The 25,876-nt window shown below is 52.3% G+C and carries 26 protein-coding genes, 1 tRNA gene and 1 pseudogene; 10 read left to right on the top strand and 18 right to left on the bottom strand.

Going from position 1 to position 25,876, the window contains the following annotated elements; genetic code table 11:
* Window positions 1-21 precede the first annotated feature (21 nt).
* The 4 genes from WC5_RS07310 (at window position 22) to cbpM (ending at window position 3,067) form a co-directional block, all read left to right on the top strand.
* The gene (locus WC5_RS07310; RefSeq protein WP_000746242.1) at window positions 22-1,275 is read left to right on the top strand and encodes a D-amino acid dehydrogenase; all 1,254 of its coding nucleotides are present in this window, start codon (window positions 22-24) and stop codon (window positions 1,273-1,275) included.
* Window positions 1,272-1,628, top strand: a complete 357-nt coding sequence (locus tag WC5_RS07315) for a RidA family protein (protein WP_024192222.1) — start codon at window positions 1,272-1,274, stop codon at window positions 1,626-1,628. The genes WC5_RS07310 and WC5_RS07315 overlap by 4 nt, the downstream gene beginning before the upstream one ends.
* 213 nt (window positions 1,629-1,841) lie before the next feature.
* A complete protein-coding gene (gene cbpA, locus WC5_RS07320; protein WP_000420640.1) occupies window positions 1,842-2,762 on the top strand; it encodes a curved DNA-binding protein in 921 nt (306 codons plus the stop codon).
* Window positions 2,762-3,067, top strand: a complete 306-nt coding sequence (gene cbpM, locus WC5_RS07325) for a chaperone modulator CbpM (protein ID WP_000024564.1) — start codon at window positions 2,762-2,764, stop codon at window positions 3,065-3,067. The genes cbpA and cbpM overlap by 1 nt, the downstream gene beginning before the upstream one ends.
* A 140-nt stretch (window positions 3,068-3,207) precedes the next feature.
* Here the strand turns inward: cbpM and torD are convergent, their stop codons facing one another.
* The 3 genes from torD to torC are packed head-to-tail and all read right to left on the bottom strand — an operon-like array spanning window position 3,208 to window position 7,522.
* Window positions 3,208-3,807 carry a molecular chaperone TorD gene (gene torD / locus WC5_RS07330; RefSeq protein WP_016231660.1) on the bottom strand — a complete coding sequence of 200 codons (600 nt, stop codon included), beginning with the start codon at window positions 3,805-3,807 and terminating at the stop codon, window positions 3,208-3,210.
* Complete coding sequence (torA, locus tag WC5_RS07335) at window positions 3,804-6,350, bottom strand: trimethylamine-N-oxide reductase TorA (RefSeq protein ID WP_001063181.1); 2,547 nt, start codon at window positions 6,348-6,350, stop codon at window positions 3,804-3,806. The genes torD and torA overlap by 4 nt, the downstream gene beginning before the upstream one ends.
* A complete protein-coding gene (gene torC, locus WC5_RS07340; protein WP_010348882.1) occupies window positions 6,350-7,522 on the bottom strand; it encodes a pentaheme c-type cytochrome TorC in 1,173 nt (390 codons plus the stop codon). The genes torA and torC overlap by 1 nt, the downstream gene beginning before the upstream one ends.
* Before the next feature lie 129 nt (window positions 7,523-7,651).
* Between torC and torR the strand changes: the two genes are divergently transcribed.
* Window positions 7,652-8,344 carry a two-component system response regulator TorR gene (gene torR / locus WC5_RS07345; RefSeq protein ID WP_001120134.1) on the top strand — a complete coding sequence of 231 codons (693 nt, stop codon included), beginning with the start codon at window positions 7,652-7,654 and terminating at the stop codon, window positions 8,342-8,344.
* Here torR and torT read toward each other — a convergent pair.
* On the bottom strand, window positions 8,317-9,345 hold the full coding sequence (gene torT, locus WC5_RS07350; RefSeq protein ID WP_001264945.1) for a TMAO reductase system periplasmic protein TorT: 1,029 nt from the start codon (window positions 9,343-9,345) through the stop codon (window positions 8,317-8,319). The two genes, torR and torT, sit on opposite strands and share 28 nt — an antisense overlap.
* Before the next feature lie 81 nt (window positions 9,346-9,426).
* Between torT and torS the strand changes: the two genes are divergently transcribed.
* Entirely contained in the window at window positions 9,427-12,171 is a 2,745-nt protein-coding gene (torS, locus tag WC5_RS07355) for a TMAO reductase system sensor histidine kinase/response regulator TorS (protein WP_072024118.1), read from the top strand.
* A gap of 71 nt (window positions 12,172-12,242) precedes the next feature.
* The gene (locus WC5_RS07360; RefSeq protein ID WP_000136747.1) at window positions 12,243-13,316 is read left to right on the top strand and encodes a 4Fe-4S binding protein; all 1,074 of its coding nucleotides are present in this window, start codon (window positions 12,243-12,245) and stop codon (window positions 13,314-13,316) included.
* A gap of 48 nt (window positions 13,317-13,364) precedes the next feature.
* On the opposite strand, the gene WC5_RS07365 is transcribed toward WC5_RS07360, so the two are convergent.
* From WC5_RS07365 to cspG, 4 genes and pseudogenes are all read right to left on the bottom strand, one after another.
* On the bottom strand, window positions 13,365-13,538 hold the full coding sequence (locus WC5_RS07365; protein ID WP_001019202.1) for a GnsA/GnsB family addiction module toxin: 174 nt from the start codon (window positions 13,536-13,538) through the stop codon (window positions 13,365-13,367).
* Window positions 13,528-13,755: pseudogene (locus tag WC5_RS25670) on the bottom strand (protein YmcE). Before WC5_RS25670 ends, WC5_RS07365 begins: the two are co-directional and overlap by 11 nt.
* Window positions 13,730-13,918 (bottom strand): cold shock small protein YmcF, encoded by a 189-nt coding sequence (ymcF, locus tag WC5_RS24185; RefSeq protein WP_071524879.1) that lies wholly within the window; start codon window positions 13,916-13,918, stop codon window positions 13,730-13,732. Before ymcF ends, WC5_RS25670 begins: the two are co-directional and overlap by 26 nt.
* Before the next feature lie 10 nt (window positions 13,919-13,928).
* On the bottom strand, window positions 13,929-14,141 hold the full coding sequence (gene cspG / locus WC5_RS07370; RefSeq protein WP_000066493.1) for a cold shock protein CspG: 213 nt from the start codon (window positions 14,139-14,141) through the stop codon (window positions 13,929-13,931).
* A 285-nt stretch (window positions 14,142-14,426) separates the two neighbouring features.
* Here cspG and cspH point away from each other — a divergent pair, with 285 nt between their 5' ends.
* Entirely contained in the window at window positions 14,427-14,639 is a 213-nt protein-coding gene (cspH, locus tag WC5_RS07375; RefSeq protein WP_000087759.1) for a cold shock-like protein CspH, read from the top strand.
* Here cspH and WC5_RS07380 read toward each other — a convergent pair.
* The 10 genes from WC5_RS07380 to hyaA all read right to left on the bottom strand — a co-directional run bounded on the left by WC5_RS07380 (window position 14,627) and on the right by hyaA (window position 24,428).
* A complete protein-coding gene (locus WC5_RS07380) occupies window positions 14,627-15,937 on the bottom strand; it encodes an AppA family phytase/histidine-type acid phosphatase (RefSeq protein WP_024192220.1) in 1,311 nt (436 codons plus the stop codon). The genes cspH and WC5_RS07380 overlap by 13 nt on opposite strands.
* Before the next feature lie 87 nt (window positions 15,938-16,024).
* Window positions 16,025-16,117, bottom strand: a complete 93-nt coding sequence (cbdX, locus tag WC5_RS07385) for a cytochrome bd-II oxidase subunit CbdX (protein ID WP_000270308.1) — start codon at window positions 16,115-16,117, stop codon at window positions 16,025-16,027.
* 13 nt (window positions 16,118-16,130) lie between these two features.
* Complete coding sequence (gene appB / locus WC5_RS07390; protein ID WP_000460784.1) at window positions 16,131-17,267, bottom strand: cytochrome d ubiquinol oxidase subunit II; 1,137 nt, start codon at window positions 17,265-17,267, stop codon at window positions 16,131-16,133.
* An 11-nt stretch (window positions 17,268-17,278) separates the two neighbouring features.
* On the bottom strand, window positions 17,279-18,823 hold the full coding sequence (appC, locus tag WC5_RS07395; protein WP_000263591.1) for a cytochrome bd-II oxidase subunit 1: 1,545 nt from the start codon (window positions 18,821-18,823) through the stop codon (window positions 17,279-17,281).
* A 134-nt stretch (window positions 18,824-18,957) separates the two neighbouring features.
* A complete protein-coding gene (locus WC5_RS07400; RefSeq protein WP_001285387.1) occupies window positions 18,958-19,815 on the bottom strand; it encodes a hydrogenase expression/formation protein in 858 nt (285 codons plus the stop codon).
* Complete coding sequence (gene hyaE, locus WC5_RS07405) at window positions 19,812-20,210, bottom strand: hydrogenase-1 operon protein HyaE (RefSeq protein ID WP_000606444.1); 399 nt, start codon at window positions 20,208-20,210, stop codon at window positions 19,812-19,814. Before hyaE ends, WC5_RS07400 begins: the two co-directional genes overlap by 4 nt.
* A complete protein-coding gene (hyaD, locus tag WC5_RS07410; RefSeq protein WP_000003625.1) occupies window positions 20,207-20,794 on the bottom strand; it encodes a hydrogenase 1 maturation protease in 588 nt (195 codons plus the stop codon). Before hyaD ends, hyaE begins: the two co-directional genes overlap by 4 nt.
* Entirely contained in the window at window positions 20,791-21,501 is a 711-nt protein-coding gene (gene hyaC, locus WC5_RS07415; protein ID WP_001186409.1) for a Ni/Fe-hydrogenase b-type cytochrome subunit, read from the bottom strand. The genes hyaD and hyaC overlap by 4 nt, the downstream gene beginning before the upstream one ends.
* Window positions 21,502-21,519: 18 nt before the next feature.
* Window positions 21,520-23,313, bottom strand: a complete 1,794-nt coding sequence (gene hyaB / locus WC5_RS07420) for a Ni/Fe-hydrogenase large subunit (RefSeq protein WP_000107361.1) — start codon at window positions 23,311-23,313, stop codon at window positions 21,520-21,522.
* A complete protein-coding gene (gene hyaA / locus WC5_RS07425; RefSeq protein WP_010344442.1) occupies window positions 23,310-24,428 on the bottom strand; it encodes a hydrogenase 1 small subunit in 1,119 nt (372 codons plus the stop codon). Before hyaA ends, hyaB begins: the two co-directional genes overlap by 4 nt.
* A 405-nt stretch (window positions 24,429-24,833) precedes the next feature.
* Here hyaA and WC5_RS07430 point away from each other — a divergent pair.
* Window positions 24,834-24,921 (top strand) — tRNA-Ser (locus WC5_RS07430).
* A 206-nt stretch (window positions 24,922-25,127) separates the two neighbouring features.
* Window positions 25,128-25,787, top strand: a complete 660-nt coding sequence (gene yccA, locus WC5_RS07435; protein WP_000375136.1) for an FtsH protease modulator YccA — start codon at window positions 25,128-25,130, stop codon at window positions 25,785-25,787.
* The last annotated feature ends 89 nt before the right edge of the window (window positions 25,788-25,876 follow it).

Raw genomic sequence — 25,876 nt, 5'->3', positions numbered from 1 at the left:
TAGCGGTGGATATCTCAGGTGATGAAAAAACGCATTGTAGTTATTGGCGGCGGGGTAATTGGTCTGGCGACAGCATGGGTTCTGGTAAAACAGGGCCATCAGGTGCAATTGTTAGAACGTAACAGTCAGGCAGGCGTCGCCACCAGTTTCGCTAATGGCGGGCAACTCAGCTATCGCTACGTGGCCCCTCTGGCGGATAAAGGCGTACCGATGCAGGGGCTTAAGTGGATGGGGAAAAGTGACTCCCCTCTGAATATGCGTTTGCGCATGTCATTTAGCCAGTGGCGCTGGTTGCTGGCGTTTTTAATGTCCTGTAATAGCCGGACAAATAAACTCAATGGCGACCATATTTTACGCTTATCACTGTTAAGTCGTCAGGTCATGGAAGAGTGGCTGCTGGAGGATAATCTTGATGATTTTCACTGGCGCCGTTCTGGCAAACTGATTATTCATCGCCGCCAGCAAGATTTAGCCAAAGCAGCAAAAGGCATTGTTCCGCAATTTCAACAGGCTTTATCACGCGAAGAGTGTGTTCATCTTGAACCAGCACTAAAACATATTGGTCATTCCCTGTGCGGTGGTATTTACTCCCCCGGCGATGAAACGGCGGACTGCTATAAGTTCTGTCAGGCATTACTTGCCAAACTTAATGCCAGTGCGAATTTTTCGCTACAGACCGATTGCGAAGTTTTGCAGTTGAACAATAAAGGTGAGCGCATTGAGTCTATTACCACCCGCACTGGAACGCTGGTTGCGGATGATTATGTCGTTGCCGCCGGTAATGGCAGCACGCATTTGCTTACCGGAACCGGGACTCACGTACCGCTCTGTGGTCTGAAAGGCTACAGTCTGACGCTCCCCTTCCCACAAAAAATGGGGATCGCACCACAAATCAGTGTCACCGACTATGGTCATAAAATTGTCTATGCCCGGCTCGGTGACCGGTTGCGCATCGCCGCCATGGTCGATATTGGCTATGACGGTACTGAACTGCGCTCTGAACGCATTGGCGCCTTAAAACAGATCGTAGCTGCCAGTTTTCCGCAACTGCAAGGTATCGATGAGGCCGAATTATGGACGGGTATGCGTCCATCCACCCCTGCGGGTCCGCCACTATTAGGACGGGCGAAGTATCAAAATCTATGGATGAATCTTGGTCAGGGCAGTCTGGGCTTTACGCTGGCGGCGGGTAGTGCCGTGGTGTTAGGCGCTCTGCTGTCGGGCGAAGATCCTGCAATTTCACTTGATGGACTGACATGGAGCCAATCAGCTTGAATATCAAACGTAATAACCCACAACCGCGTCTTGCCGCCAGCGTGGAATATGGCAATCTTGTTTTTCTCTCCGGTCAGACACCGAAGAGCAATACTCCGTCCATCGCGCAACAAACGCGCGAAGTGCTGGAGAAAATCGACGCATTACTTGCTGAAGCTGGCAGTGATAAATTTCATCTCTTGTCCGCTCAGATATGGTTAAAAGATATCAGCCGCGATTTTGCCGAGTTCAACGACGTATGGGTTAGCTGGATGCCAGAAGGATATAGCCCGGCACGTGCTGCCGTACAAGCGGAGATGGCCCGCCCGGAGATTCTGGTTGAAGTGATGGTCACTGCGGTAAAAGCGGGATAAGTACCCATTTTCTGCCCCCTGGCAAGATAGTCATGGGGCATCCCTGAAGGTTAAACATCCCCTCTTTCACCTGCCAACATTCAGGCTGAAAATATCATTTTTAGTTATGTTGTTGTCTCTGGCCTACGATTTTTTCTGATTTCCCCTACACTTAACACTGATACCTTATCAGGGGTTTCCCTTTGTCTGTATTGATTTACGCGAGATAACGCTATGGAATTAAAGGATTATTACGCCATCATGGGCGTGAAACCGACGGACGATCTCAAGACAATCAAGACCGCCTATCGTCGACTGGCCCGCAAATACCATCCTGATGTCAGCAAAGAACCGGATGCCGAAGCCCGCTTCAAAGAGGTCGCTGAAGCCTGGGAAGTGTTAAGTGATGAACAACGTCGCGCTGAGTATGATCAGATGTGGCAACATCGCAACGATCCGCAATTTAGCCGTCAGTTCCAGCATGGCGACGGTCAGAGTTTTAACGCCGAAGATTTTGACGATATCTTCTCGTCAATTTTCGGTCAGCATGCCCGCCAGAGCCGTCAACGCCCCGCCACACGCGGCCACGATATTGAAATCGAAGTGGCGGTATTCCTCGAAGAAACGCTTACTGAGCATAAGCGTACCATCAGCTATAACCTGCCGGTTTATAACGCCTTTGGCATGATCGAACAGGAAATCCCGAAAACGCTGAATGTGAAGATCCCGGCGGGCGTCGGCAATGGTCAACGCATCCGTCTGAAAGGCCAGGGGACGCTGGGCGAAAACGGTGGTCCAAATGGCGACCTGTGGCTGGTGATTCATATTGCGCCGCATCCATTGTTTGATATTGTCGGTCAGGATCTGGAAATTGTGGTGCCGGTTAGCCCGTGGGAAGCGGCACTGGGTACAAAAGTCACAGTACCAACACTGAAAGAAAGCATTTTGCTGACTATCCCGCCAGGCAGTCAGGCCGGGCAACGATTACGCGTTAAAGGCAAAGGTCTGGTCAGCAAAAAACAGACCGGCGACCTGTATGCAGTGCTGAAAATCGTCATGCCACCGAAACCGGATGAGAACACTACCGCGCTGTGGCAACAACTGGCAGACGCCCAGTCGTCTTTTGATCCACGTAAAGATTGGGGGAAAGCATGATGGCTAATGTTACGGTGACTTTTACCATTACCGAATTTTGCCTGCATACCGGCATCTCTGAAGAGGAGTTGAATGAAATTGTCGGTTTGGGGGTGGTTGAACCGCGTGAGATCCAGGAAACAACCTGGGTATTTGACGACCATGCCGCCATTGTGGTGCAACGCGCGGTACGTCTGCGTCAGGAACTGGCGCTGGACTGGCCGGGGATCGCGGTGGCACTGACGTTAATGAATGATATTGCGCACCTGAGGCAGGAAAACCGCCTGCTGCGCCAGCGGCTTTCCCGGTTTGTGGCTCATCCGTGAGTTTGTTGCCTGATGCGACGCTTAACGCGTCGTATCAGGCTTACAAAGGGCACTGTTCCCGTAGGCCGGATAGGCGTTCACGCCGCATCCGGCGGCTCTGCCATAATGCCTGATGCGACGCTTAACACGTCTTATCAGGCTTACAAATCGGCATTATCTCTATTGGTTATCGCAAGCAACAACTGGCTTAGTGCCGCGTAAAAACCAAAGCTATCATACCGATGGCAACGCGCAGCAAACTCAGGTAACCATTGCCACAGTACCGTTAGCGTTTTTTGCCGCAAACAGTCGATTCTTCGCGCAGGAACAGTCCCCTCTCCCAGTGAAAAATGCAGATGACTTAACAACTCCAGATAGATCGCCAGATGATCTGACGGTTCGTTGAAATTGCCACTGGTTTCCATCCCCGCCTCAACTAACAAGCGTTTAATCTCTTGCTCGTCCTGTTTGTAGGCCGATGCATAAGGCAGCGCCGCTTGTTTGTCAGTCATCAGAAACAGTCCGCAAAAGTCAGCGGCGAGTTCCAGACGGGCGTCGTCACGAACCGTCAATGCGGCGATTTTAGCTTCCAGTTCGTTCACCGCCGCAGCTAACGGCGGTTCGCTTTTCAGCAAAGAAAACCATTCAGACATCTGCGCACTGGCGATTTGCGTCAGTTGTTCATCGTCCAGTTCACGGGAGAACAACTGCGCCAGCCAGGCGTAAACACAGGCAATCTGTTGTGCTGTCAGCGTGGTCATGATTTCACCTGCGACGCGGGAACATATTCGCACTGCGCCACCATCTCCACGGGGCCGTTAAACGCCGTCACCTGCTCCACTGTTCCGTTGTACTTCTCAATTTCCACCAGCGTAGTGTGCGCACTGGTCGCCTGCGCCAGCTGCGAAGTACCGATGTCGATGGTCAACACGTTGGGGTTACCGTATTTGCACAGCGCACCAGGCTCGCCACCTTTATCTGGATCGTACCATGCCCCTTCGTGAATTCGCGCCACGCCGGGCGCATAGCGGTCAGAAACTACTGCTCCTGCCAACACCTGACCGCGAGCGTTAAACACGCGTACCACATCACCGTTACGAATACCGCGCGCGCTGGCATCCTGCGGGTTAATGAACACTGGCTCTTTACCCGCTACCGTATATTGCTGACGCAGCGTTTCCGACTCACATAACTGCGAGTGAAGTCGGAAATCCGGATGCACAGATTGCAGATGCAACGGATACTTTTGCGAGCCAGGCCCACCGTGGGAGCGTTCGATTTTCTCAAACCACATCGGATGCCCCTGACAATCGTCGTAGTTCATATCGGCGATGGTTTTCGAGTAGATCTCAATCAGGCCACTCGGCGTGCCCAGCGGTTCGAGATCCGGATCTTCGCGGAATGCCTGGTGGCGAACAAACATCTGCGGATGGTCAAACTCGACGTACTCTTTGTTATTCCAGAAGTCATCAAACGCTGGCAGATGAACGCCGCGCCCTTTGCCTTGTTGTACACCTTCCTGCCAGATGCGTTTCAGCCAGCCCATTTCGTCCAGCCCTTCGGTAAAGGCTTCTTCGCGATTAAAGCGGCGGCACAGCTCGCGGAAAATATCAAAGTCGTTGCGCGCCTCGAACTGCGGCGGCACGACCTGTTTCATGGCGATAATGCCACGGTTGGAGTGGTTGCCGTACTGGTCGAGATCGTTACGCTCAAACTGCGTGGTCGCAGGCAGCACGATGTCGGCAAAGCGGCAGGTTGAGGTCCACTGGTTATCTATGGCGATAACCGTTTCCAGCTTGCGCCAGCCTTCAATAATGCGGTTGATCTGCTGATGGCGATGGAACGGGTTAGTTCCGGCAAAAATACACATTTTCAGCGGCGGCAGTTTTACCGATTTACCGTTCCAGTTGATCACTTTCCCCGGTTCGAGGATCGCATCGATAAAACGGGCAATCGGAATGGTGCTGCTGTAGCCTTTGTAGTCACTGTTGTCGTGAACAGGCGGAATCGACGTAGAGCCGGAGAAACCACTCAGAATAACGCCTTTACGCCCCGGCGTGCCTGCGCCGTTATAGTGCCAGCCAAAACCAAAGCCACCACCTGGCAGGCCAATTTGCCCCAGCATCGCCGCCAGAACGACAATCATCCACGCCCACTGTTCACCGTGCTGCATACGCTGCACGCACCAGCCAGCAATAATTTGCGTTCTGTTCGCCGCCATCTGCCGCGCCAGCCCACGAATGGTTTCGGCATCAATGCCGGTCAGTTTTTCAGCCCATGCGGCATCTTTCGGCTGACCGTCTTTCTCGCCCAGCAGATACGGCAGGAACTGCTCAAAACCCACACAGTAGTTAGCGAGGAAGTTTTTGTCGTACAGGTTTTCACTGTACAGCGTATGTGCCAGCGCCAGTTGCAGCGGCACGTCAGTTTGCGGGTTAACCGCAATGTGCTTCACATGCTCGCGCCCCAGATACTCATGGGTGGATGTGACAACCGGATCGATGCTGATGACCACAACGTCACCGGCGGCGACTTTCGCTTTTAGCTGCTCGTAATATTCATAAACATCGTGATCCGGGCACCACCAGTTCGCTTGCTGGTTTTTCAGCAAATCGGAGCCCCACAGCACAATGGTTTTGCTGTTCTGCAATACCAGCGGCCAGGAGGTTTGCTGTTCATACACTTCCATCGAACCGACTACGCGCGGCAGGATCACCTGCGCAGCACCGGTAGAGTAATCTCCGCCCGTACCAACGCTATTACCATGTAAGGCAATAGCTTTCGCCAGCATCCCCGAAGCGTTATGGAACATCCCCGTCGATTGCCAACCACTGGCGGTCAGCAAGGCACTCGGCCCGTGAGTTTTCTGTACGCGTTCCAGTTCTTCATAGAACATGTCGAGGGCTTCATCCCAGCTCACGCGCACAAAACGGTTATCACCGCGCTGGGAGGTGTCGCTCAGATGGCGCTTACGCAGCCAGTCCACGCGTACCATCGGGTAACGAATACGCGCCGCGTTGTGTACATGATCCGGCAATCCGGCGATCATTTTCGACGGATATTTATCCAGTTCGAACGGTTTTGCTGCCACAAAGCGACCATCCTTCACCGTCGCGCGGATAGCCCCCCAGTGCGACCCGGTAAGAATACCCTCTTTCGAGATGACAGCCTCAGTCGCCGCTTGCGCCGCAGTCGCACGGCGCGGCGTTAACAATGACGTCCCCAGCATCCCGGCGACGGTTAAGCCGCCGAGTTGTGCCAGAAAACGCCGACGTGATGCCTGAAAGAGATCGTTATTGTTCATTATTTTTCTTCCTTCTTATCGCCGTGAGCCTTACCTGCGGTGTCAGACGCATTCATTTGCAGATATTTCAACAAGGTGCGTTCTTCACGTTTATCGAGGCTGGTAAAGCCAATCATGCCGTTGAGCGTGCCGATCCAACCGTTAGCGTCAAAGTGGGATATTTCCGGTGCGCCGTGGCACTGGTTACAGGTGCCGTTGTACAGCGAATCCGCATAAGCCCAGATCGGTTTGATATCGTTCACCATGTCGCCTTTCTTCATCCACGCAGTGGCCTGCAACTTGCTCCACTCGGTATTGGTGTCGGCAACGGTGGTTTTCTCCAGCGTTTTCACCTGCTGCTGCACATCACCACGAATCGAGGCAACAAAGATGCGTTTACCTGGGAATTGGGTGAGTACACGCTGACGTCCTGCACTTTCCGTCCAGCCAGTGATTTCAATTTGCAGCCAGTCGCCGTCACGTTTAATGACTTTCACTGCCGAAGCAGGCAGCAGAGAACCAGACGCTTCTTTATCGCCTTTCGCCGCATAAATCGGCTTAATATCAATGGAGTACAGCGTGTCACCACTATCATTAGCACTGGCGCGCAGCTCATCGAACTGCTTACGGAAGCCACTACTCATATCCGGTAACTGGTGGGCAATACCTTTATGACAGTCGATACAGGATTGATTATCTTTCGCTGCCACCTTCATCTGACGTGCCGCTTCAGGATGCTGCTTCGCATGATCCATCGCGTCGTAGTTATGGCAGGAGCGGCAGGTTACCGAGTTGTTTTCTTTCATTCGCGCCCATTCACGCTCGGCAAGTTCCGCGCGTTTGGCTTCAAATTTCTCAGGTGTATCAATGGAGTGGGCAATAAAGGTCTGGTAAATGTCGTTGCTCGCTTCCAGTTTGCGCTTCACCATGCCTGGAATATCCGGCGGGATATGACAGTCATGGCATTCAGCTCGCACGCCGGAGGCGTTCTGGAAATGCACCGACTGTTTATATTCTTCATACACCGGTTGCATACTGTGGCAACTGACACAAAATTCGGTTGTGCTGGTGACTTTGATCCCAACGTGTGGCAATACAATCAGCGCAATGCCAATCACAATCCCAGTAGCGACCAGCGCCAGTACCGACCAACGAGCACTGGGTCGGCGTAGCGCGTTCCAGAGTTTCCGCATAATAGCCCCTGTAAAATTATGGTTTAGTGAAGCGATCTTAATGAGCAAATATGAACAGCGGCACTGGTCAGGATGAACGGCTTACGGCAGAATATGAACAGATATGAACAGAATGAGTAAAACCCTCTGATGCCACATCATATTGTTATTGTTGAAGATGAGCCGGTTACCCAGGCGCGATTACAAACCTACTTCACTCAGGAGAGGTATACCGTTTCCGTTACGGCGAGCGGTGCCGGACTGCGGGAAATTATGCAGAATCAGCCAGTGGATTTGATTCTGCTGGATATCAATTTGCCCGATGAAAATGGCCTGATGTTAACCCGCGCCCTGCGAGAACGCTCAACGGTGGGGATTATTCTGGTGACCGGACGCAGCGATCGGATTGACCGTATTGTTGGGCTGGAAATGGGCGCAGACGATTACGTCACCAAACCGCTGGAACTGCGCGAACTGGTGGTACGAGTGAAAAATTTGCTCTGGCGAATCGACCTCGCGCGACAGGCGCAACCGCACACTCAGGACAACTGCTATCGCTTTGCCGGTTATTGCCTGAATGTGTCGCGCCATACGCTGGAGCGGGATGGCGAGCCGATTAAACTGACCCGCGCAGAGTATGAAATGCTGGTGGCGTTTGTGACCAATCCCGGCGAAATTCTCAGCCGTGAACGTCTGCTGCGTATGCTCTCTGCGCGTCGGGTGGAAAACCCTGACCTGCGCACCGTCGATGTGTTAATTCGTCGTTTACGCCATAAACTCAGCGCGGATTTACTGGTGACGCAACATGGCGAAGGTTATTTCTTAGCCGCTGATGTGTGCTGATAAAAATAGACCGGACGAAATCCCCCTGGCGACAGCGAGCGGCGGATATGTTCACGGTCAGCATTTTTCGGCGTCAGAACTAAAATCGGTGGGCTGACATTATCAGACACCGATTGTCCCTGTAATTGCCTGATAGCCTGCTCGACCGCCAGTTCCCCCTGCCAGACCATTTGATCGCTGGCAGCCATAATCACTCTTCCCCGCTTCAGCCCGCGATACACCTGATGTGAAAGATAAAACGACACCACGGTAAGCGGCGTTTTCAGGTTGCGCCCTTCGCCCATTGCCGCCTCTGCCGCAATGGCCGTTCCGGCAACGACGTCGATTTCTGGATGGCGCTCCAGCATCTCCTGCAACAGGTTGCGCTGGATTTCAATATCGTTGTCACCTAGCGCAATATCAACAATACGTACCGGACTTCCGGTAATGGCTGTGCGGAATCCCTCGACCATCTCCTTACTGCCCCCTGCGTTATCGGGGCCAGGCATCAACAGTACGTTCAGTGGTTTTCCGTGGCTCCATTGCACCAGATATCGCCCTGGCTGATAACCCATCTGAAACCAGGGCACGCCAACGCGGCTTTTTATCTGTGAGCCGTCAATGGCATTCACCAGTTCGATCACTGGCAGACTTGCTACCAGCTTTTGCAGATCGGGAAATGACGTCGTGCTACTACCGAGCAAAATGGCCTCTGCGCCCCACTGTTTACACTGGTCGATTTGCGCCTGCTGGGTAGCTAACTGACTGTAACCGCCTGCCTCCAGCACTTTTAAATCCACACCGTAGCGGCGAGCGGCCTCCTGCATTCCATAGTTCAACGATAACCAGTATGAATCTTTCAGGCTGGGGTAAAGCGCACACAGTTTCCATGCGCGTTTGGCTTTAAGCGGCATAGAGGCTTGCACCATGAAATGCTGCGCATCATGCCAGCGCAACAGGTTATCAGCCGAAAATGCCGACAACATGAAAAGAGAAAGAAGTAAAAATAGCAGTACGCGCATGATAGCCTCATCAATAATAAGGCTTTATGCTAGATGCATTCCGCTTTGCGACTCAACCTTTTTCACCTTAGTGCACCGGCCGTGAATTTAACCCTGACCCGAAGACTCTGGATGGGCTTTGCCCTGATGGCGCTGTTAACCCTGACCAGTACCCTGGTGGGATGGTACAACCTGCGTTTTGTCAGCGAGGTGGAAAAAGCCAATACTCAGGCATTGATTCCTACCATGAATATGGCGCGCCAGTTGAGCGAAGCCAGCGCCTGGGAACTTTTCGCCGCGCAGAACCTGACCAGTGCCGATAACGAAAAGATGTGGCAGGCTCAGGGGCGAATGCTCACCGCACAAAGCCTGAAGATTAACGCATTGCTGCAAGCGTTACGGGAACAAGGTTTTGACACCTCCGCGATTGAACAACAGGAGCAGGAGATCTCCCGTTCGTTACGTCAACAAGGGGAGCTGGTGGGGCAGCGTTTGCAACTGCGCCAGCAACAACAGCAACTCAGTCAGCAGATTGTCGCCGCCGCCGATGAAATCGCACGCCTGGCGCAAGGTCAGGCGAATAACGCTGCAACCTCCGCCGGAGCTACCCAGGCCGGGATTTACGATTTGATCGAACAACATCAGCGTCAGGCCGCAGAAAGCGCACTCGACAGGCTGATTGATATCGATCTTGAGTATGTTAACCAGATGAATGAACTGCGCCTTAGCGCCCTGCGGGTACAGCAAATGGTGATGAATCTGGGGCTGGAGCAGATCCAGAAAAATTCGTCAATGCTGGAAAATCAGCTCAATAATGCAGTGAAAATTCTGCAACGTCGGCAAATACGTGTTGAAGATCCGGGGGTTCGTGCGCAGGTCGCAACTACGTTATCTACCGTTCGCCGTTATAGCGATTTACTGGTGCTTTATCAGCAGGACAATGAAATCAGCAATCGCCTGCAAACTCTCACCCAAAATAACATCGCCCAGTTCGCGCAGTTTAGTAGCGAAGTCAGTCAGCTGGTCGACACCATTGAGCTGCGTAATCAGCACGGACTGGCGCATCTGGAAAAAGCCAGTACACGCGGGCAATACAGCCTGTTATTGCTGGGAATAGTTTCACTTTGCGCACTGATTCTGATCCTCTGGCGTGTGGTTTATCGTTCAGTCACTCGCCCACTAGCCGAACAAACGCAGGCGCTGCAACGCTTGCTGGACGGCGATATCGACTCCCCTTTCCCGGAAACCGCTGGCGTGCGGGAACTGGATACCATTGGGCGGCTGATGGATGCGTTTCGCAGCAGTGTTCATGCGCTTAATCGCCACCGCGAACAACTGGCGGCGCAGGTCAAAGCACGCACGGCCGAATTGCAGGAGCTGGTAGTAGAACACCGACAGGCACGGGCGGAAGCAGAAAAAGCCAGCCAGGCAAAATCGGCATTTCTGGCGGCGATGAGTCATGAGATCCGCACACCGCTGTACGGTATTCTCGGCACCGCGCAACTGCTGGCAGATAACCCCGCACTTAACGCCCAGCGTGATGATTTGCGGGCAATTACCGACTCTGGAGAATCGCTGCTGACCATCCTTAACGATATTCTCGATTATTCGGCTATCGAAGCAGGCGGCAAGAATGTTTCGGTCAGCGATGAACCCTTTGAACCACGCCCGCTGCTGGAAAGTACCCTGCAATTAATGGGCGGACGGGTGAAAGGTCGTCCGATTCGACTGGCAATGGAAATTGCCGATGATATGCCGACCGCGTTAATGGGCGATCCGCGACGTATTCGCCAGGTTATTACCAATCTGTTGAGCAACGCCCTGCGTTTCACTGACAAGGGGCAGATTATCCTGCGCAGTCGCACTGATGGCAAGCAATGGCTGGTCGAAGTGGAAGACAGCGGCTGCGGTATTGATCCCGCGAAACTGACAGAAATCTTCCAACCATTCGTTCAGGTGAGCGGCAAACGCGGCGGCACCGGGCTGGGGCTGACTATCAGTAGCAGTCTGGCCCAGGCGATGGGTGGCGAACTGAGCGCCACCAGCACGCCGGAGGTTGGAAGCTGTTTTTGTTTACGCTTGCCGTTACGTGTTGCCACTGCACCCGTGTGCAAAACAGTCAATCAGGCTGTACGTCTGGATGGTGTACGTTTGCTGTTAATTGAAGATAACCCGCTAACCCAGCGAATTACCGTTGAGATGCTGAACACCAGTGGTGCGCAGGTCGTTGCCGTGGGAAATGCCGCGCAGGCAATAGAGACGTTGCAAAATAGTGAACCGTTTGCTGCCGCACTGGTGGATTTTGATCTGCCGGATATCGACGGCATTACCCTTGCCCGGCAACTGGCACAGCAATATCCGTCGCTGGTTTTGATTGGCTTTAGCGCCCATGTCATCGACGAAACGTTGCGCCAGCGTACCAGTTCGCTCTTTCGCGGGATAATCCCTAAACCGGTGCCGCGTGAAGTGCTCGGTCAGTTACTGGCGCACTATCTCCAACTACAAACCAATAACGATCAATCGCTGGATGTATCGCAACTCCATGAAGATGCTCAGTTAATGGGGACGAAGAAGATTCGCGAATGGCTGACATTATTTAAACAACATGCCCTGCCACTTCTCGATGAAATAGACGCGGCCCGCGCCAGACGGGACGGCGAAAAAATTAAACGTGCCGCGCACCAGCTAAAAAGCAGCTGCTCGAGTCTGGGAATGCGTAGCGCCTGCCAGCTATGCGCGCAACTGGAGCAGCAACCATTATCTGCGCCCCTCCCACACGAAGAAATTACACGCAGTGTTGCCGCTCTGGAAGCGTGGTTGAATAAGAAAGACCTGAACGCGATTTGAATCAATATCAGCCAGTTAAGAATATTTAGAATAGTGGCATTTAGTATGCAACTTAACGGGCTGGCAAAATCATGACAGAGAAAAAAAGAACCCGCTGGCAGCGGCGGCCAGGCACGACGGGCGGCAAATTACCGTGGAATGACTGGCGCAATGCCACGACCTGGCGTAAAGCAACGCAATTATTACTGTTAGCAATCAATATTTATATTGCCGTCACCTTCTGGTACTGGGTGCGCTATTACGAAACGGCAGGTAGTACGACATTTGTCGCCAGACCGGGAGGCATCGAAGGCTGGCTACCGATTGCCGGTCTGATGAATCTGAAATACAGCCTTGAGACAGGTCAATTACCTTCCGTCCATGCCGCTGCGATGCTGTTGCTGGTCGCTTTTATCATCATCAGTCTGTTGCTGAAAAAAGCCTTTTGTTCATGGCTATGTCCGGTTGGTACGCTTTCTGAATTAATCGGCGATCTCGGGAAAAAACTGTTTGGTCGGCAATTTGCCCTTCCCCGCTGGCTGGATATTCCTCTGCGCGCAGTGAAATATTTGCTGTTGAGTTTTTTTCTCTATATCGCGTTATTGATGCCCGCTCAGGCGATTCACTATTTTATGCTATCGCCCTACAGCGTGGTGATGGACGTTAAAATGCTCGATTTCTTTCGCCATATGGGAACAGCGACGTTAATCAGCGTGATCGTTTTACTGATTGCCAGCCTGTTTATTCGCCATGCCTGGTGTCGTTATCTTTGCCCATATGGTGCGCTGATGGGACTGGTTTCATTATTTTCGCCGTTTAAGATTCGTCGCAATGCCGAAAGTTGTATCGACTGCGGCAAATGCGCAAGTAATTGTCCGTCACGGATACCTGTCGATAAATTAATCCAGGTTAGAACGGTGGAATGTACCGGCTGTATGACCTGTGTCGAGTCATGTCCGGTCGCTTCAACATTAACTTTTTCGCTGCAAAAACCTGCGGCAAATAAAAAAGCCTTTGCGTTGTCTGGCTGGTTAATGACGCTACTGGTTCTGGGGATTATGTTTGCGGTGATTGGTTATGCGATGTATGCGGGCGTATGGCAAAGCCCGGTGCCAGAAGAATTGTATCGACGCTTAATTCCGCAAGCACCAATGATTGGTCATTAAAATAGCAACAAGCGGAACATCACCTCGTGCGGGGTGATGTTCACAAAATCACATTATTTTGATTTTGACGTCATAACCTTCAAGCCCGGTCATTTTCTCCCGCGCAGTAAAGCGAATTTCAGAGACTTCTTTCCCTGTGTTCTTATTCAATTCGGCGATTTTTTGCGCAATAAACTCGGAGATTTCCGTTTCGGCTTGTTTTTTTAGCTCTTCAATATTCACTGTTAACCTCTTCTGGTCTTAAAAGACAGCAACACGCCAGCAAGGTGTTGGTTCCGATCCCCTGGTCAGGTTAGAAATGTTATAAGCCATCTGCATGAAAGATTCAATAATCAGTAGGTTATCGCTCAATATGCGTACAGGGATAAGTGCAAACAGAAGATATAAAAAAGGCTCCGCGAGGGAGCCTGATATTATTTTGTGAAATCCAGCGGCGCATGGTCAGTGCGTATTTGCAAGGCAACGTTATCAAAGGTGATCATCGTCGATTTACAGAAAATACACTTAGCGCCCAAAGGGTTTCGCTCCGTCACATCGAATGCCGATGTGCGGTACTGTGAACCATGACAACATGGACAGCGGAAATGGAGATGTTGAGTAATAACGGCAACCTTAGAGCGTAACAACGTTCGCTGCCGAGGGACCACGCTGCCCCTGCTCAATAGAAAATTCGACTTTCTGATTTTCATTCAGCGTGCGGAATTCATTGCTCTGGATGGCGGTGAAATGAACGAAAACGTCCTTGCTGCCATCATCAGGAGTGATAAAGCCAAAACCTTTATCTGCGTTAAACCATTTTACTAAACCAGTCATTTTATTAGACATATTTTACTTCCTTCATTTTGGGCCTTTCGGCAAACAGGGCTTTATTACAGAAACTACTTAGTGTTCAGGAGAGAGACTCAAAAGAAGGGGATAATGCCTGATAATGAGAACTGCTTTAGTAAACTACTTTGTATGCTGTCTGTCTTTCAAACCGACGCAGCTATTAACGCATGATAAATATGATTAAGCAAATTTTATTTTAGCCGTCCGGCGGTCTTAAATATCGCTGGCTTTATTTTATTAACCCCGTATAGTGCAGCGCAGTATTTTTAGTAAGGAATTTGTTTGTCCCGTAAAATGACAGGAATTGTCAAAACCTTTGATCGCAAAAGCGGCAAAGGATTCATCATCCCCTCCGACGGTCGTAAAGAAGTCCAGGTTCATATTTCCGCATTCAGTCCCCGCGACGCAGAAGTGCTCATCCCAGGATTACGCGTAGAATTTTGCCGCATTAATGGCCTGCGTGGACCAACAGCGGCAAATGTTTATTTATCCTGATGTAAACTACATGCCGGAATGCGCGCTTCATTCACTATTTGCGTAAAATCCGCCAGTGAACACATGCCCTGCGCGTTTCTCTCCTCACATTCTGCCAGTGTCAGTTTTACCTCTCCAGGCGGCGTTTTTAGCGATAGCGGCGTTTTATCACGCATCTGCTGCAAGGTCTGGAATACCAGCGAAACCTGAATCCATTGACTGTTATCACTTAGCCGCCGCCAGCGTCCAAATACCAGTTCACCACCCGGCGGGGTGTTATCCGGTTGGCCCGGCAGCGTCCAGTTAAGCTTCAGTGCGCCGCCGAGATTCGCCAGGTTGGTATCGTGCCCGGCAATAAACAACAGTGAAGTCGGTAGCGTAATTCCATAGATCGATTTTTGCGGGTTGTTTGGCGTCAGCGCCGTCAGAACTAAATCCAACAACGGTGTGGCACGGCTACGAGCCACGTCAGGGGTACGTTGCAGTAAATAAAACTGCGCATTATGCAGACTTAACAAGGTGTTCCACTGATGTGAATCAGTGATTCGTCCCCAGCCAGGCTCCGGCATTCCCTGTGCTTGTTGCAGGAGAAAGATCTCCGTCAGCATGGATGCGAGGCTTACCGCACCTGTTAATGAGACGTTATCAGCACTCACCTTGAGTTCAGAGGGTAATGCCTGCGTGAACGAACAGCTTTCGTCTTGTTTCTCTCGTTTGAGGCACAGACTTGATTGCGGAAAATTGAGTACCCGCTCCAGTTCGTGAAATGCCGTTTGCCGATGATCGGTAAAATCAACGAGAGAGCCGCCTGCCCTGCTGAGAATCGCCTCAGTCACGTTCACTTTATCCAATTGGCAAACACCGGTTTTCAGGGGATTAAATAACGGATCGGGACGGGAAGTGTCTGACTGAGTATGTACGGTTATTGCACAATCGGGAGCCAGCCCGGCAGCAAAGGCTTCACCTGTTTTACGAGTGCGCTCGTCGACATCGGCAATAATCTCGACCTGCCCAGCTTTCGGGCAACCATTTTTTGCCAGTAAACCGTCAGCCACCAGGCGTTGGCGTTGGTAATGTCCGAGATAAGAGATCAGCTCACCGCCTCGTGGTGTCAGCCAACCCAGCTTCACCGGCCAGCCAGGCCAGGTGTCTGGAGTAACGTCCTGCATGAGTTGCGTAGATTTGGTGGGTGCTCGCACACCATGACGGCTGACAATCACTACACTTTCCAGCTTCAGTTCCGGCGCCCCCTGAGCAAATGCAGGTAGCGGTGTTAACGGAAGCAAAAGAGAAAAAAAGGGGATCAAAATCGCTTTCATCGCCAGGTTTCCGTTTTTCATGTTTCGCATTATTGCCTGATGCGACGCTGATGCGTCTCATCAGGCCTACGTTCGTTGTGCGTCAAATCAACCTTTCAGACGCTGTTCCAGCCATACCAACACCACGGTGGAGAGTGAACACATCAACAAAATTCCGACGAACCACAATAAATACCACATTGATCATCCCTCCTTAGTACAGCTCACTATCGTGACGGCGAAGAGTTTCAGTTGTCATGCGCCCCCACATTTTGTAGTAGCTCCACACAGTGTAGAGCAACACAATAGGCAAAAATATCAGCACAATTACTAACATAATGCTCAACGTCAGCTGACTGGAGGTGCTGTCCCACAGCGTCAGGCTGGAGATCGGACTGATGCTCGAAGGCATGACAAACGGAAACAGAGTGATACCTGCCGTGAAGATAACGCCAAATTGCATCAATGATGCCAGCAGAAATCCCCAACCGGGGCGACCACGATAAATCGCCATCACCGTCAGTAACGGGCAGAAAAAACCCAGCAGCGGGAAGATCCACAATATCGGCGATTCAGCAAAATTATTCATCCAGGCACCGGGCAGTACGGCAACCAGTTTCATTAACGGATTGGACGGGCCGTTAACATCCTGGGCAAGCAATACGAAGCCATCAATACCCACCCACAGCCAGTACCCCGCCAGCAAAAAGCACAGCATGACCAACAGCGCAGCGCGTTTGGTCGCCAGTTGCGAACGCAGGTGAATAGCACCGACTGTTTTTAGTTGTAACCAGACGCCCCCTTGCAAAATCACCATGCCCAGACTGAGCAAACCACACAGTAATGGGAACGGTGTCAGCAATTGCCAGAAAGAACCGAGGTACTCCACGCGTAATTGCGGCGTGAAGACAAACGGCACGCCAAGTAACAAATTACCGAACGCGATACCGAAGACCACCGGCGGCACCAGACTACCGATGACCAGACCGGTATCCCACATTTTACGCCAGCGTGCATCGGCGATTTTTCCACGATAATCAAAAGCCAGCGGGCGAAAGAACAGCGAGCACAGCACCAGAATCATCGCCACATAAAAGCCGGAAAACGCCGCTGCATAGACTCTGGGCCAGGCGGCAAATAATGCCCCGCCCGCAAGAATCAACCAGACCTGGTTGCCTTCCCAGTGCGCGCCAACGCTGTTAATCAATACCCGACGTTCATCATCATCACGCGCCACCAGCGGCAGCAGACAGCCAATCCCCATGTCAAATCCATCGGAGATCATAAAGACCACCAGGATGACGCCAATCAGCAGCCACCAGATGAAGCGCAATGTTTCATAATCAAACATGATTCTCTCCTTTACCCCTGTTGCTGCGTCGGTTGTTCACTCTGCATCGCGCTCGGCCCCAGACGGGCATATTTCTGCATCAGGTAGACTTCGGCGATTAAGAACAGGGTATAAAGCCCTACGATCATGATCAGTGAGAAAGCCAGTTGGCCCGTGGTTAATGCGGAGTGCGCGGAGTATGTCGGTAAAATGTCCTGAATCGCCCACGGCTGACGACCAAACTCGGTCATAAACCACCCGGCTTCAATCGCAATCCACGGCAACGGCAAACTCCAGAGCGCCATTTTCAGCACCCAACGATGCTGGTCGATTTTGCCGCGCAGCGTCTGAACGAGCGCAATCAGCATTACCAGTAACAGCAGCGAACCGCAGCCCACCATGATGCGGAAACTCCAGAACACCGGCGCAACCTGTGGAATAGCGCCACGCATCGCCGCCTGATACTGCGCAGGTGTGACATGATTCATATCCGGCGCATAGCGGGAGAGCAACATGCCGTAACCGAGATCGCTTTCCAGATTACGAAACGCCTGCAGAACATGCGGCTCACGGTTGCCCTGCGAGATCTCCTGCATCAGCAGCCAGGCCATACGTCCGCGTTGCAAGCGTGGATAGGTTTCAGCCATCAAATTTTTCAGCCCCGGAACGGGCTTATCTAATGAGTGAGTGGCGAGGATCCCTAACAGTGCGGGAATTTTGATGGCAAAGGCATTACGTTCTTGATCCTGTTCCGGCCAGGCAACAAGATGGAACGGCGCAGGTGCGGGTTCGGTTTGCCACTCCCCTTCCATTGCTGCCAGTTTTACCGGCTGAACGCGTGCGACTTCATAAGCAGAACTGTCTCCAAGTTGCAGCGCGCCGATTATCGCCAGTGTGCCAAAGACCGAGCCGATGGCAAACGAACGTAGCGCAACATCACGCTCCCGTCCGCGCAGTAAATACCAGGCGCTGATCGCCATAATGAACATCGCCCCGGTCACATAACCCGCCATCACCGTATGGACAAACTTCACCTGGCTGACAGGGTTAAAAACCAGATCGCTGAAACTGGTCATCTCCATACGCAGGGTGTCGATATCGAAATGCGCGCCGGTCGGGAACTGCATCCAGCCGTTGGCATTCAAAATCCACAATGCGGAGATATTGGAACCGAATGCCACCAGCCAGGTAACCAGCAGATGCTGGTATTTATTCAGCCGTTGCCAGCCGAAGAAGAACAGACCGACAAAGGTGGATTCGAGGAAGAAGGCCATTAATGCTTCCATCGCCAGCGGTGCGCCAAAAATGTCGCCCACATAGTTGGAATAGAATGACCAGTTAGTACCAAACTGAAACTCCATCGTCAGGCCGGTGGCCACGCCGAGAGCGAAGTTGATACCGAAGAGCTTACCCCAGAAACGCGTCATATCGCGGTAGACTGTTTTGCCGGTGACCACGTAAATGGTTTCCATGATAGCCAGCAAAAAAATCAGCCCCAGGGTAAGGGGCACGAATAAAAAGTGGTACAGCGCGGTCAGTGCAAACTGCCAGCGCGATAAGTCAATAACATCCCACATGCGAACTCCTGTAGGCGAAGAGAGGGAAATAACCCTTTAATAGTAGATCTCCCTTTTTACCCTTACAGTTTGTAGGTGGTTGTATTCGCTGATTGCGATATTCATAAGACTGAAAGCGACATTTGCCGCCGTTTTCACTGTTGCTCGTTTTCCACCAGCCACTGGCACACCTCGCCCAACTGCTGCGCAGAATCCGCCAAATCTTCCGGCGCTGCCAGCACAACTTCCGGTATAGGGCAGATTTCATAACTCTCAAGCAGCGGGCCTTTTAGGGTGTCCGTGCAGCGTAAATGCCAGACATGGCGTAACCCGGTGGCGTTGATATAGCTCTCGCCATAGCCAATAGTGCGAATCTGAATATTCCCCGCCCCGCAAAGGCGCGAGAGAAAAAGTCGGTCAGCCTCGCTGATGGGCAATTGCGTCAGGTTAATACTGTGCGGCTGCGTGTCAGGGGTACGCACATGCGCCAGCAATTCATGAGCCAACGGCAGTCCGTTCATCAGGCCATCAACAGGCGGCGGTAACAGCGAATCTGTCGGCAAGACGTTTTGCGTTGCCGCCTGCCACAACGGCAGCGGCGCGCAGCCCACCTCCAGTTTGTCCTCCAGCAACTGTTCGCCGCGACGTCTGCGCACTCGCCATAATCCGCAGATGATCGCCTCCTGAATTTCACTTTCACTGCCATCAACATGTTGGATGCGAACTGACACTTCCCCTTCCCCGAGAAGCGTATTGATAAAGTGGCGATCGTAAGCGTTGAGATTGAACAGATCGACTGCCAGCACCTCGCCCAAAGGGGGGATACGTTGACTTAGCTGTTGTTGCAGTTCGTTTAACAGCACAATCACCTGCGGGCTATGTGCACACTGTTCCAGTGCCGCCATGCTCGGTTCATCATTCACCTGGCAGGTGATCGGCAGCGGATTCATACTGAAACTGTCGTCGTCAGGTTGCGTTCCTGGCCCCAGCAAATGGAAAAAAGTGTCACTCATGAGGCTCGCTCCTGTTGCGGTTCGACAAGCCCACGCATCAGGTTTATCAGCTCCGCCCACGGGTGAATACCATTCAGCACGCCGCGATAGCTACCGCCAGTAAACACCAGTGTGGCGGGAAAGCGAAAAACACCAAAGCGATCGCCGATGGCTTCGCTCTGTGCAAGATCGGCTACCGCCACCTGCCAAACATAGTCTGGAAATTCGCGCAGTAATTCGCCAATCATTACCGGATTATCGCTGACCTCCGGCGTGCGTTTCGGATCGCTGCTTAACAGCACTACGCCGTCTGGTGCCTGCGATAGCCAGTCATCAAGGCTGGATTCTGTGACAGGTGTCCATCCACGCGCCAGCATACGCTGCCACAACGCATTAAAAGGAGAGTCATTGATCATCCCTGCTCCTCCAGCGTCATCCGGTACTGGCGTAAGCGAACGCCTTCATAATTTTCCATCGACAGACAGTCATAGTTGAGACAGCGTGATTCCTCTGCCAGATGCGGCACTATTCCCCACTCAGCCAGTTGCGCCAGCGCCAACTGTTCTGCTGCTGGCAGTTGTTCACGCGCCAGCTCGCTCAGGCTTCCGCCGTAGTCGTCGAGCATTGCCGGTTGCAGCCCGACCAGGGCGATTTGTGCAGGCAAATGCCCACGAATATCCGCCAGCGCCAGCACTTCGGAGAAACTGTTCTGGTGCAGACTCATTTTCTTCGCGCTGAGGTATGCCGGAATGCGCTCTCCGGCATACGTCCGTAGCGTTCCTGGCTCCAGCCCATAATCAATGGCATCGAGGATCAACAAGTGGCTGGCGCTTTCAACGTAGCCCAGCAAATTCAGCCCCTGAGTGCCGCCATCGACAATCTCCACGTTTTCGGGCCAGTGATGATGGGCATATAGCCGTTCCGCCACCCGCACGCCGAAACCTTCATCGGCCCATAGCAGATTTCCCAGCCCCATCACCACCACGCGCTGCTCGCTCATGAACGCTCCTTGTTGCTTTTGACTTTAAAAAATTTGTGGCTGCGGTAGCCGTTCACCATCGTGGAGATCACCGTGTCGTCGGACATAATGTCTTCACGCAGCGCCATATAGACATGACCGATCACAAAAGCGCCAATCAACCACATGCCCAGCCGATGCCAGCTGTGAATGTCCATTGAGTTGCCGCCCGTCCAGTAGAAAAATTCCACCACGTAACGGAACGGTGTGAAGATAGCGTACTGACTGTGTTCGCTGAACAGCGCAAAACCGGTGACGATCATAAAGACAGACATCAGGAAATAGCCGAACATCGCCGCCTGGGCGATGGGGTTATGACCAATATCGGCACTCGGGCGTTTTGCCAGAAACAGATACCAGCGGATTTCATACCACACGCCCAGCCACCAGCTTTTACGCCATACCGGTACGATGAAAAGCTCGCGTGAATAGCGATTACCAACGAACGCCCAGTAAATCCGCATCAGCAATATCACGGTAAAAATCATCCCGGCGCTGAAGTGAATTAACCTGATGTAGCCCATATAGAACAGATACGTCGCCTCGCCGCTGACCGAAGGCAGCGGCTTGCCGATAAAGTAACCGGTGACCATCAACACCGCCATGCATAACACCGTCAGCCAGTGCCATATCCGCACAGGTGCTTCAAAGACATAATGGCTGACAACGTTGTCGCTTTTCTGTTGCATGATGATTCTCCTTCGCTGTTAACGCACCTGCACGGAGATAAGCTCGCTACCGTCGTCGCCCAGCACGTGTGTTGAACAGGCGAGGCACGGGTCAAAGCTGTGCAGAGTACGAAGGATCTCCAGCGGTTGCTCGGGGATCGCCATTTTGGTGTTCATCAGCGCCGCTTCATAAGCGCCAATCTGCCCTTTGGGATCGCGCGGGCTGGCGTTCCAGGTGGTCGGCACCACGCACTGGTAGAGATCAATCTTGCCATCGCGAATGGCGGCCCAGTGACCTAACGCCCCGCGCGGTGCTTCGGTAAAACCGACGCCACGGCACTCTTTCGGCCAGGTCGCAGGCTCCCATTTTTCGGTAGAGGCAGTGGCAAGATTGCCGTTTTTCAGGTTGGTCATCAGCTTGTCGAAGAAATATTGCAACTTGCCTGCGGCCCACTGCGCTTCGTGTGCGCGGCACAAAATGCGGCCCAACGTTGACTGGATACCGGAAAGCGGCAGGTTCAGCGCCGACATCATACGATCGATCGACTCAACGGTCGCTGCATCGCCTTTGTGATAAGCGATCAATGTGCGTGCCAGCGGCCCTACTTCCATCGCGTTACCGCGCCAGCGTGGCGCTTTGATCCACGAGTAACGTTCCTGTTCATTCAGTTGCTGAATGTTGGTATCGCTGCCTTTGACATCGCCAGGGTTGTACCACGGGTCGGTGATGCCATCGAACGGATGACGCCCGACCTGATCGTTGGGATAACGATACCAGGCGTGATCGACAAACTCCTGCACCTGCTGCGGATCAACCAAATCCACTGGCAGCACATTGTTGAAGTCGCCGTTAATCACCGCGCCGCCAGGCATCAGCAGACTTTTCTCGCCAAAGTCGTTGGCAATATCCGGGAATGCGCCGTAGCTGAGGACACATTTATCAGAAAGACCAGTGCCGATTTCGCTCCACGGTTTGTTGAACTGACCGATGGCTAAGGCGTCGGGGATCATCACGTTGTTAATGAAATCCGCCGTGCGGGTGATAATCGACAGCACCAGGTTCAGGCGTTCCATATTGACCGCCCCGACCGCGCCGCTTTCGTCAATGTTAATGGCGCACGGCATCCCGCCGACAATCCAGTTCGGATGTGGGTTTTTACCACCAAAAACGGCGTGAATTTTGACGATCTCCCGCTGGAAATCGAGGGCTTCGAGATAGTGGGCAAAGCCCATCAGGTTGGCTTCTGGCGGCAGTTTGTACTGCGGGTGTCCCCAGTAGCCGTTGCGGAAAATCCCCAACTGCCCGCCTTCAACAAATTTCTTCAGTCGGTTTTGTACGTCGAAGAAATAGCCAGGGGATGATTTCGGCCACGAGGAGAGGCTTTGCGCCAGTTCTGACGTTTTTCGTGGGTCGGCTTTCAGCGCATCTAACACATCTATCCAGTCCATCCCGGCGAGCTGATAGAAGTGGACCAGATGGTCGTGGCACCAGAGGGTCGCCAGCATAATGTTGCGGATGATATTGGCGTTGTCCGGCACTTTAATGCCGATGGCATCCTCAATTGCATAGACCGAAGCCAGAGCATGTACGCCAGTGCAGACGCCGCAGATACGTTCAACGAACGCCCACGCATCGCGCGGATCGCGGCCTTGCAGGATGATCTCCAGCCCGCGAAACATAGTGCCGCAGGAAACTGCATTGGTGATCACATTCTGATCGTTAATATTCACTTCGCAGCGCATATGACCTTCGATGCGCGTAATCGGATCGACCACCAGGCGACGTCCGGCATTATTGATGGTATATCCCTGAGTTTCGTACTGAGTGCTCATGCCTGTTTATCCTCGTTGCCCGGCTGTTGTTCGGCTTCTGCAAGTTGCTGGTTATGACGTCTGCGCTGGTCAACGGCGCTGGCGACTGCATGTACACCAACAGCCGCTGCCACGACGCCAAGTGCGGTTAAACCGACGGTATCGGCGGTGGAGTGGGTGCCCATTTGCGGAATATCGACCACGCGACTGTAAAACGAACCGCGATCCCAGAAGCCATTTTCAGAACAGCCCAGGCAGCCGTGACCAGACTGAATCGGGAAGGAGACCCCATCATTCCAGCGGGTAGAGGAACAGGCGTTATAAGTGGTTGGCCCTTTGCAGCCCATTTTGTACAGGCAGTAACCTTTGCGCGCGGCGTCATCATCCCAACTCTGCACGAACTCTCCGGCATCAAAGTGGGCGCGGCGATAACATTTATCGTGGATTCGCTGACCATAGAACATTAGCGGACGCCCCATTCTGTCGACATCCGGCAGGCGATCAAACGTCACCATGTAGGTAATGATGGCGCTCATCACATCCGGGATCGGTGGGCAGCCAGGTACTTTGATAATAGGTTTGTCGGTAATAACTTTGTCGATGGGTGTTGCCTGCGTAGGATTGGGCCGCGCGGCCTGCACGCAACCCCAGGAAGCGCAGGTTCCCCAGGCGATAATCGCACTGGCTCCGGCGGCGGCACGTTTGAGTTTCTCAATAAACGGTCGACCGCTACTGATACAGAACATCCCCTGCTCGCCCAGCGGCGGGTTACCTTCTACTGCGAGGATATATTTGCCGTTGTATTGCGTGATGATGTCTTCAAAGACTTCCTCTGCCTGAGTGCCTGCGGCAGCCATCAGAGTATCGTCGTAGTCGAGAGAAATAAGGGAAAGAATGACATCCTTCGCCAGCGGATGAGCAGAACGGATAAAAGATTCGGTACAGCAGGTGCATTCAAGACCGTGGATCCACACCACTGGAATGCGGGGTTTATTCTCCAGCGCCCAGGCAATCTTTGGTGCCATCCCCGCGCCTAATCCCAGCGACGTGGCAGCCAGACTGCAATATTTAAGAAAACTTCGCCGGGTAACCCCCTGACGTCGCATAGCCTGGTAAAAGGTTTCCTCGTTATTCATATAGCACGTCTCTTCTCCTTGCGACACCGGCTGGAGTGCCGGGCGCTTTTGGTCGGCAAGCGACGTCCCTGGAGCAAGGCAAACCATCGCTTCACGAGAGAGACAGAAAACGAAAGCTCATCCTTCTGCACTGGCGCACGTCGCCAGAAAGTATTGTTAATAAAGCGTAGTGAAACTTTTGCACAAAACAATACAGAGTGTGTGGATTTATCTTTTAACGATAAAAATGAACCTTATTTTCCTTAAGGTTTGCCGCAGGAAGGTTATGAAGCGATTTTTATGGCGATGGAATGCGCAAATTGCTGTTATTTCACGCAATCAACACGATTTTGTCTGTTTTTCAGGCAAACAAACACATTGGGGGTTTACACGACGCATCGGGATGTTTATAGTTCGCGTCATTCCGGAAGTGTGGCCGAGCGGTTGAAGGCACCGGTCTTGAAAACCGGCGACCCGAAAGGGTTCCAGAGTTCGAATCTCTGCGCTTCCGCCAAATAAGATAAGGGGTTAGCTAAATGCTAACCCCTTTTTCTTTTACCTGTCAAAATCGCCATGCCGTTATGCCATCCCAATGACTTAATCTGTCTTTGCTAAATCTGTTCCAGATCAAATGCGTAAAGATGGGTAAAACCTCTGGGTAGCTTTCGGCAATATCATTATGCTGCTTTATTAATTACACCTGTCATAGAGAGTGACTCCATGGATCGTATAGTTAGTTCTTCACATGACCGTACATCGCTACTTAGCACCCATAAGGTGCTGCGTAATACCTATTTCTTGCTGAGCCTGACGCTGGCCTTTTCGGCGATTACCGCAACGGCCAGTACAGTTCTGATGCTGCCATCTCCGGGTCTGATTCTGACGCTGGTGGGGATGTATGGTTTAATGTTCCTGACCTATAAAACGGCGAATAAGCCGACCGGGATTATCTCCGCGTTCGCCTTTACCGGTTTTCTCGGTTATATCCTCGGACCAATTCTGAACACTTACCTGTCTGCCGGAATGGGCGACGTAATCGCTATGGCGCTGGGCGGCACAGCATTAGTGTTCTTCTGCTGCTCTGCGTATGTGCTGACTACCCGCAAAGACATGTCTTTCCTCGGCGGTATGCTGATGGCAGGTATTGTGGTGGTATTGATTGGAATGGTAGCGAATATCTTCCTGCAGCTACCTGCTCTGCATCTGGCAATCAGTGCGGTATTCATTCTGATCTCTTCTGGCGCGATTCTGTTTGAAACCAGCAACATCATTCATGGCGGTGAAACGAACTACATTCGTGCCACGGTTAGCCTGTATGTGTCGCTGTACAACATCTTCGTTAGCCTGTTGAGCATTCTGGGCTTCGCCAGCCGCGATTAATCTCGCCCTATGCCACTTACAGAGCCTCGCTTTATGCGGGGCTTTGTTTTTTGTTACACTGCCGCCAGTCTGATTAAGGTAGTAAAAAA

The organism is Escherichia sp. KTE114 (genome assembly GCF_000407765.1).
Lineage (GTDB): Bacteria > Pseudomonadota > Gammaproteobacteria > Enterobacterales > Enterobacteriaceae > Escherichia > Escherichia ruysiae.
This window is presented reverse-complemented; position numbering and strand designations above follow the sequence as displayed.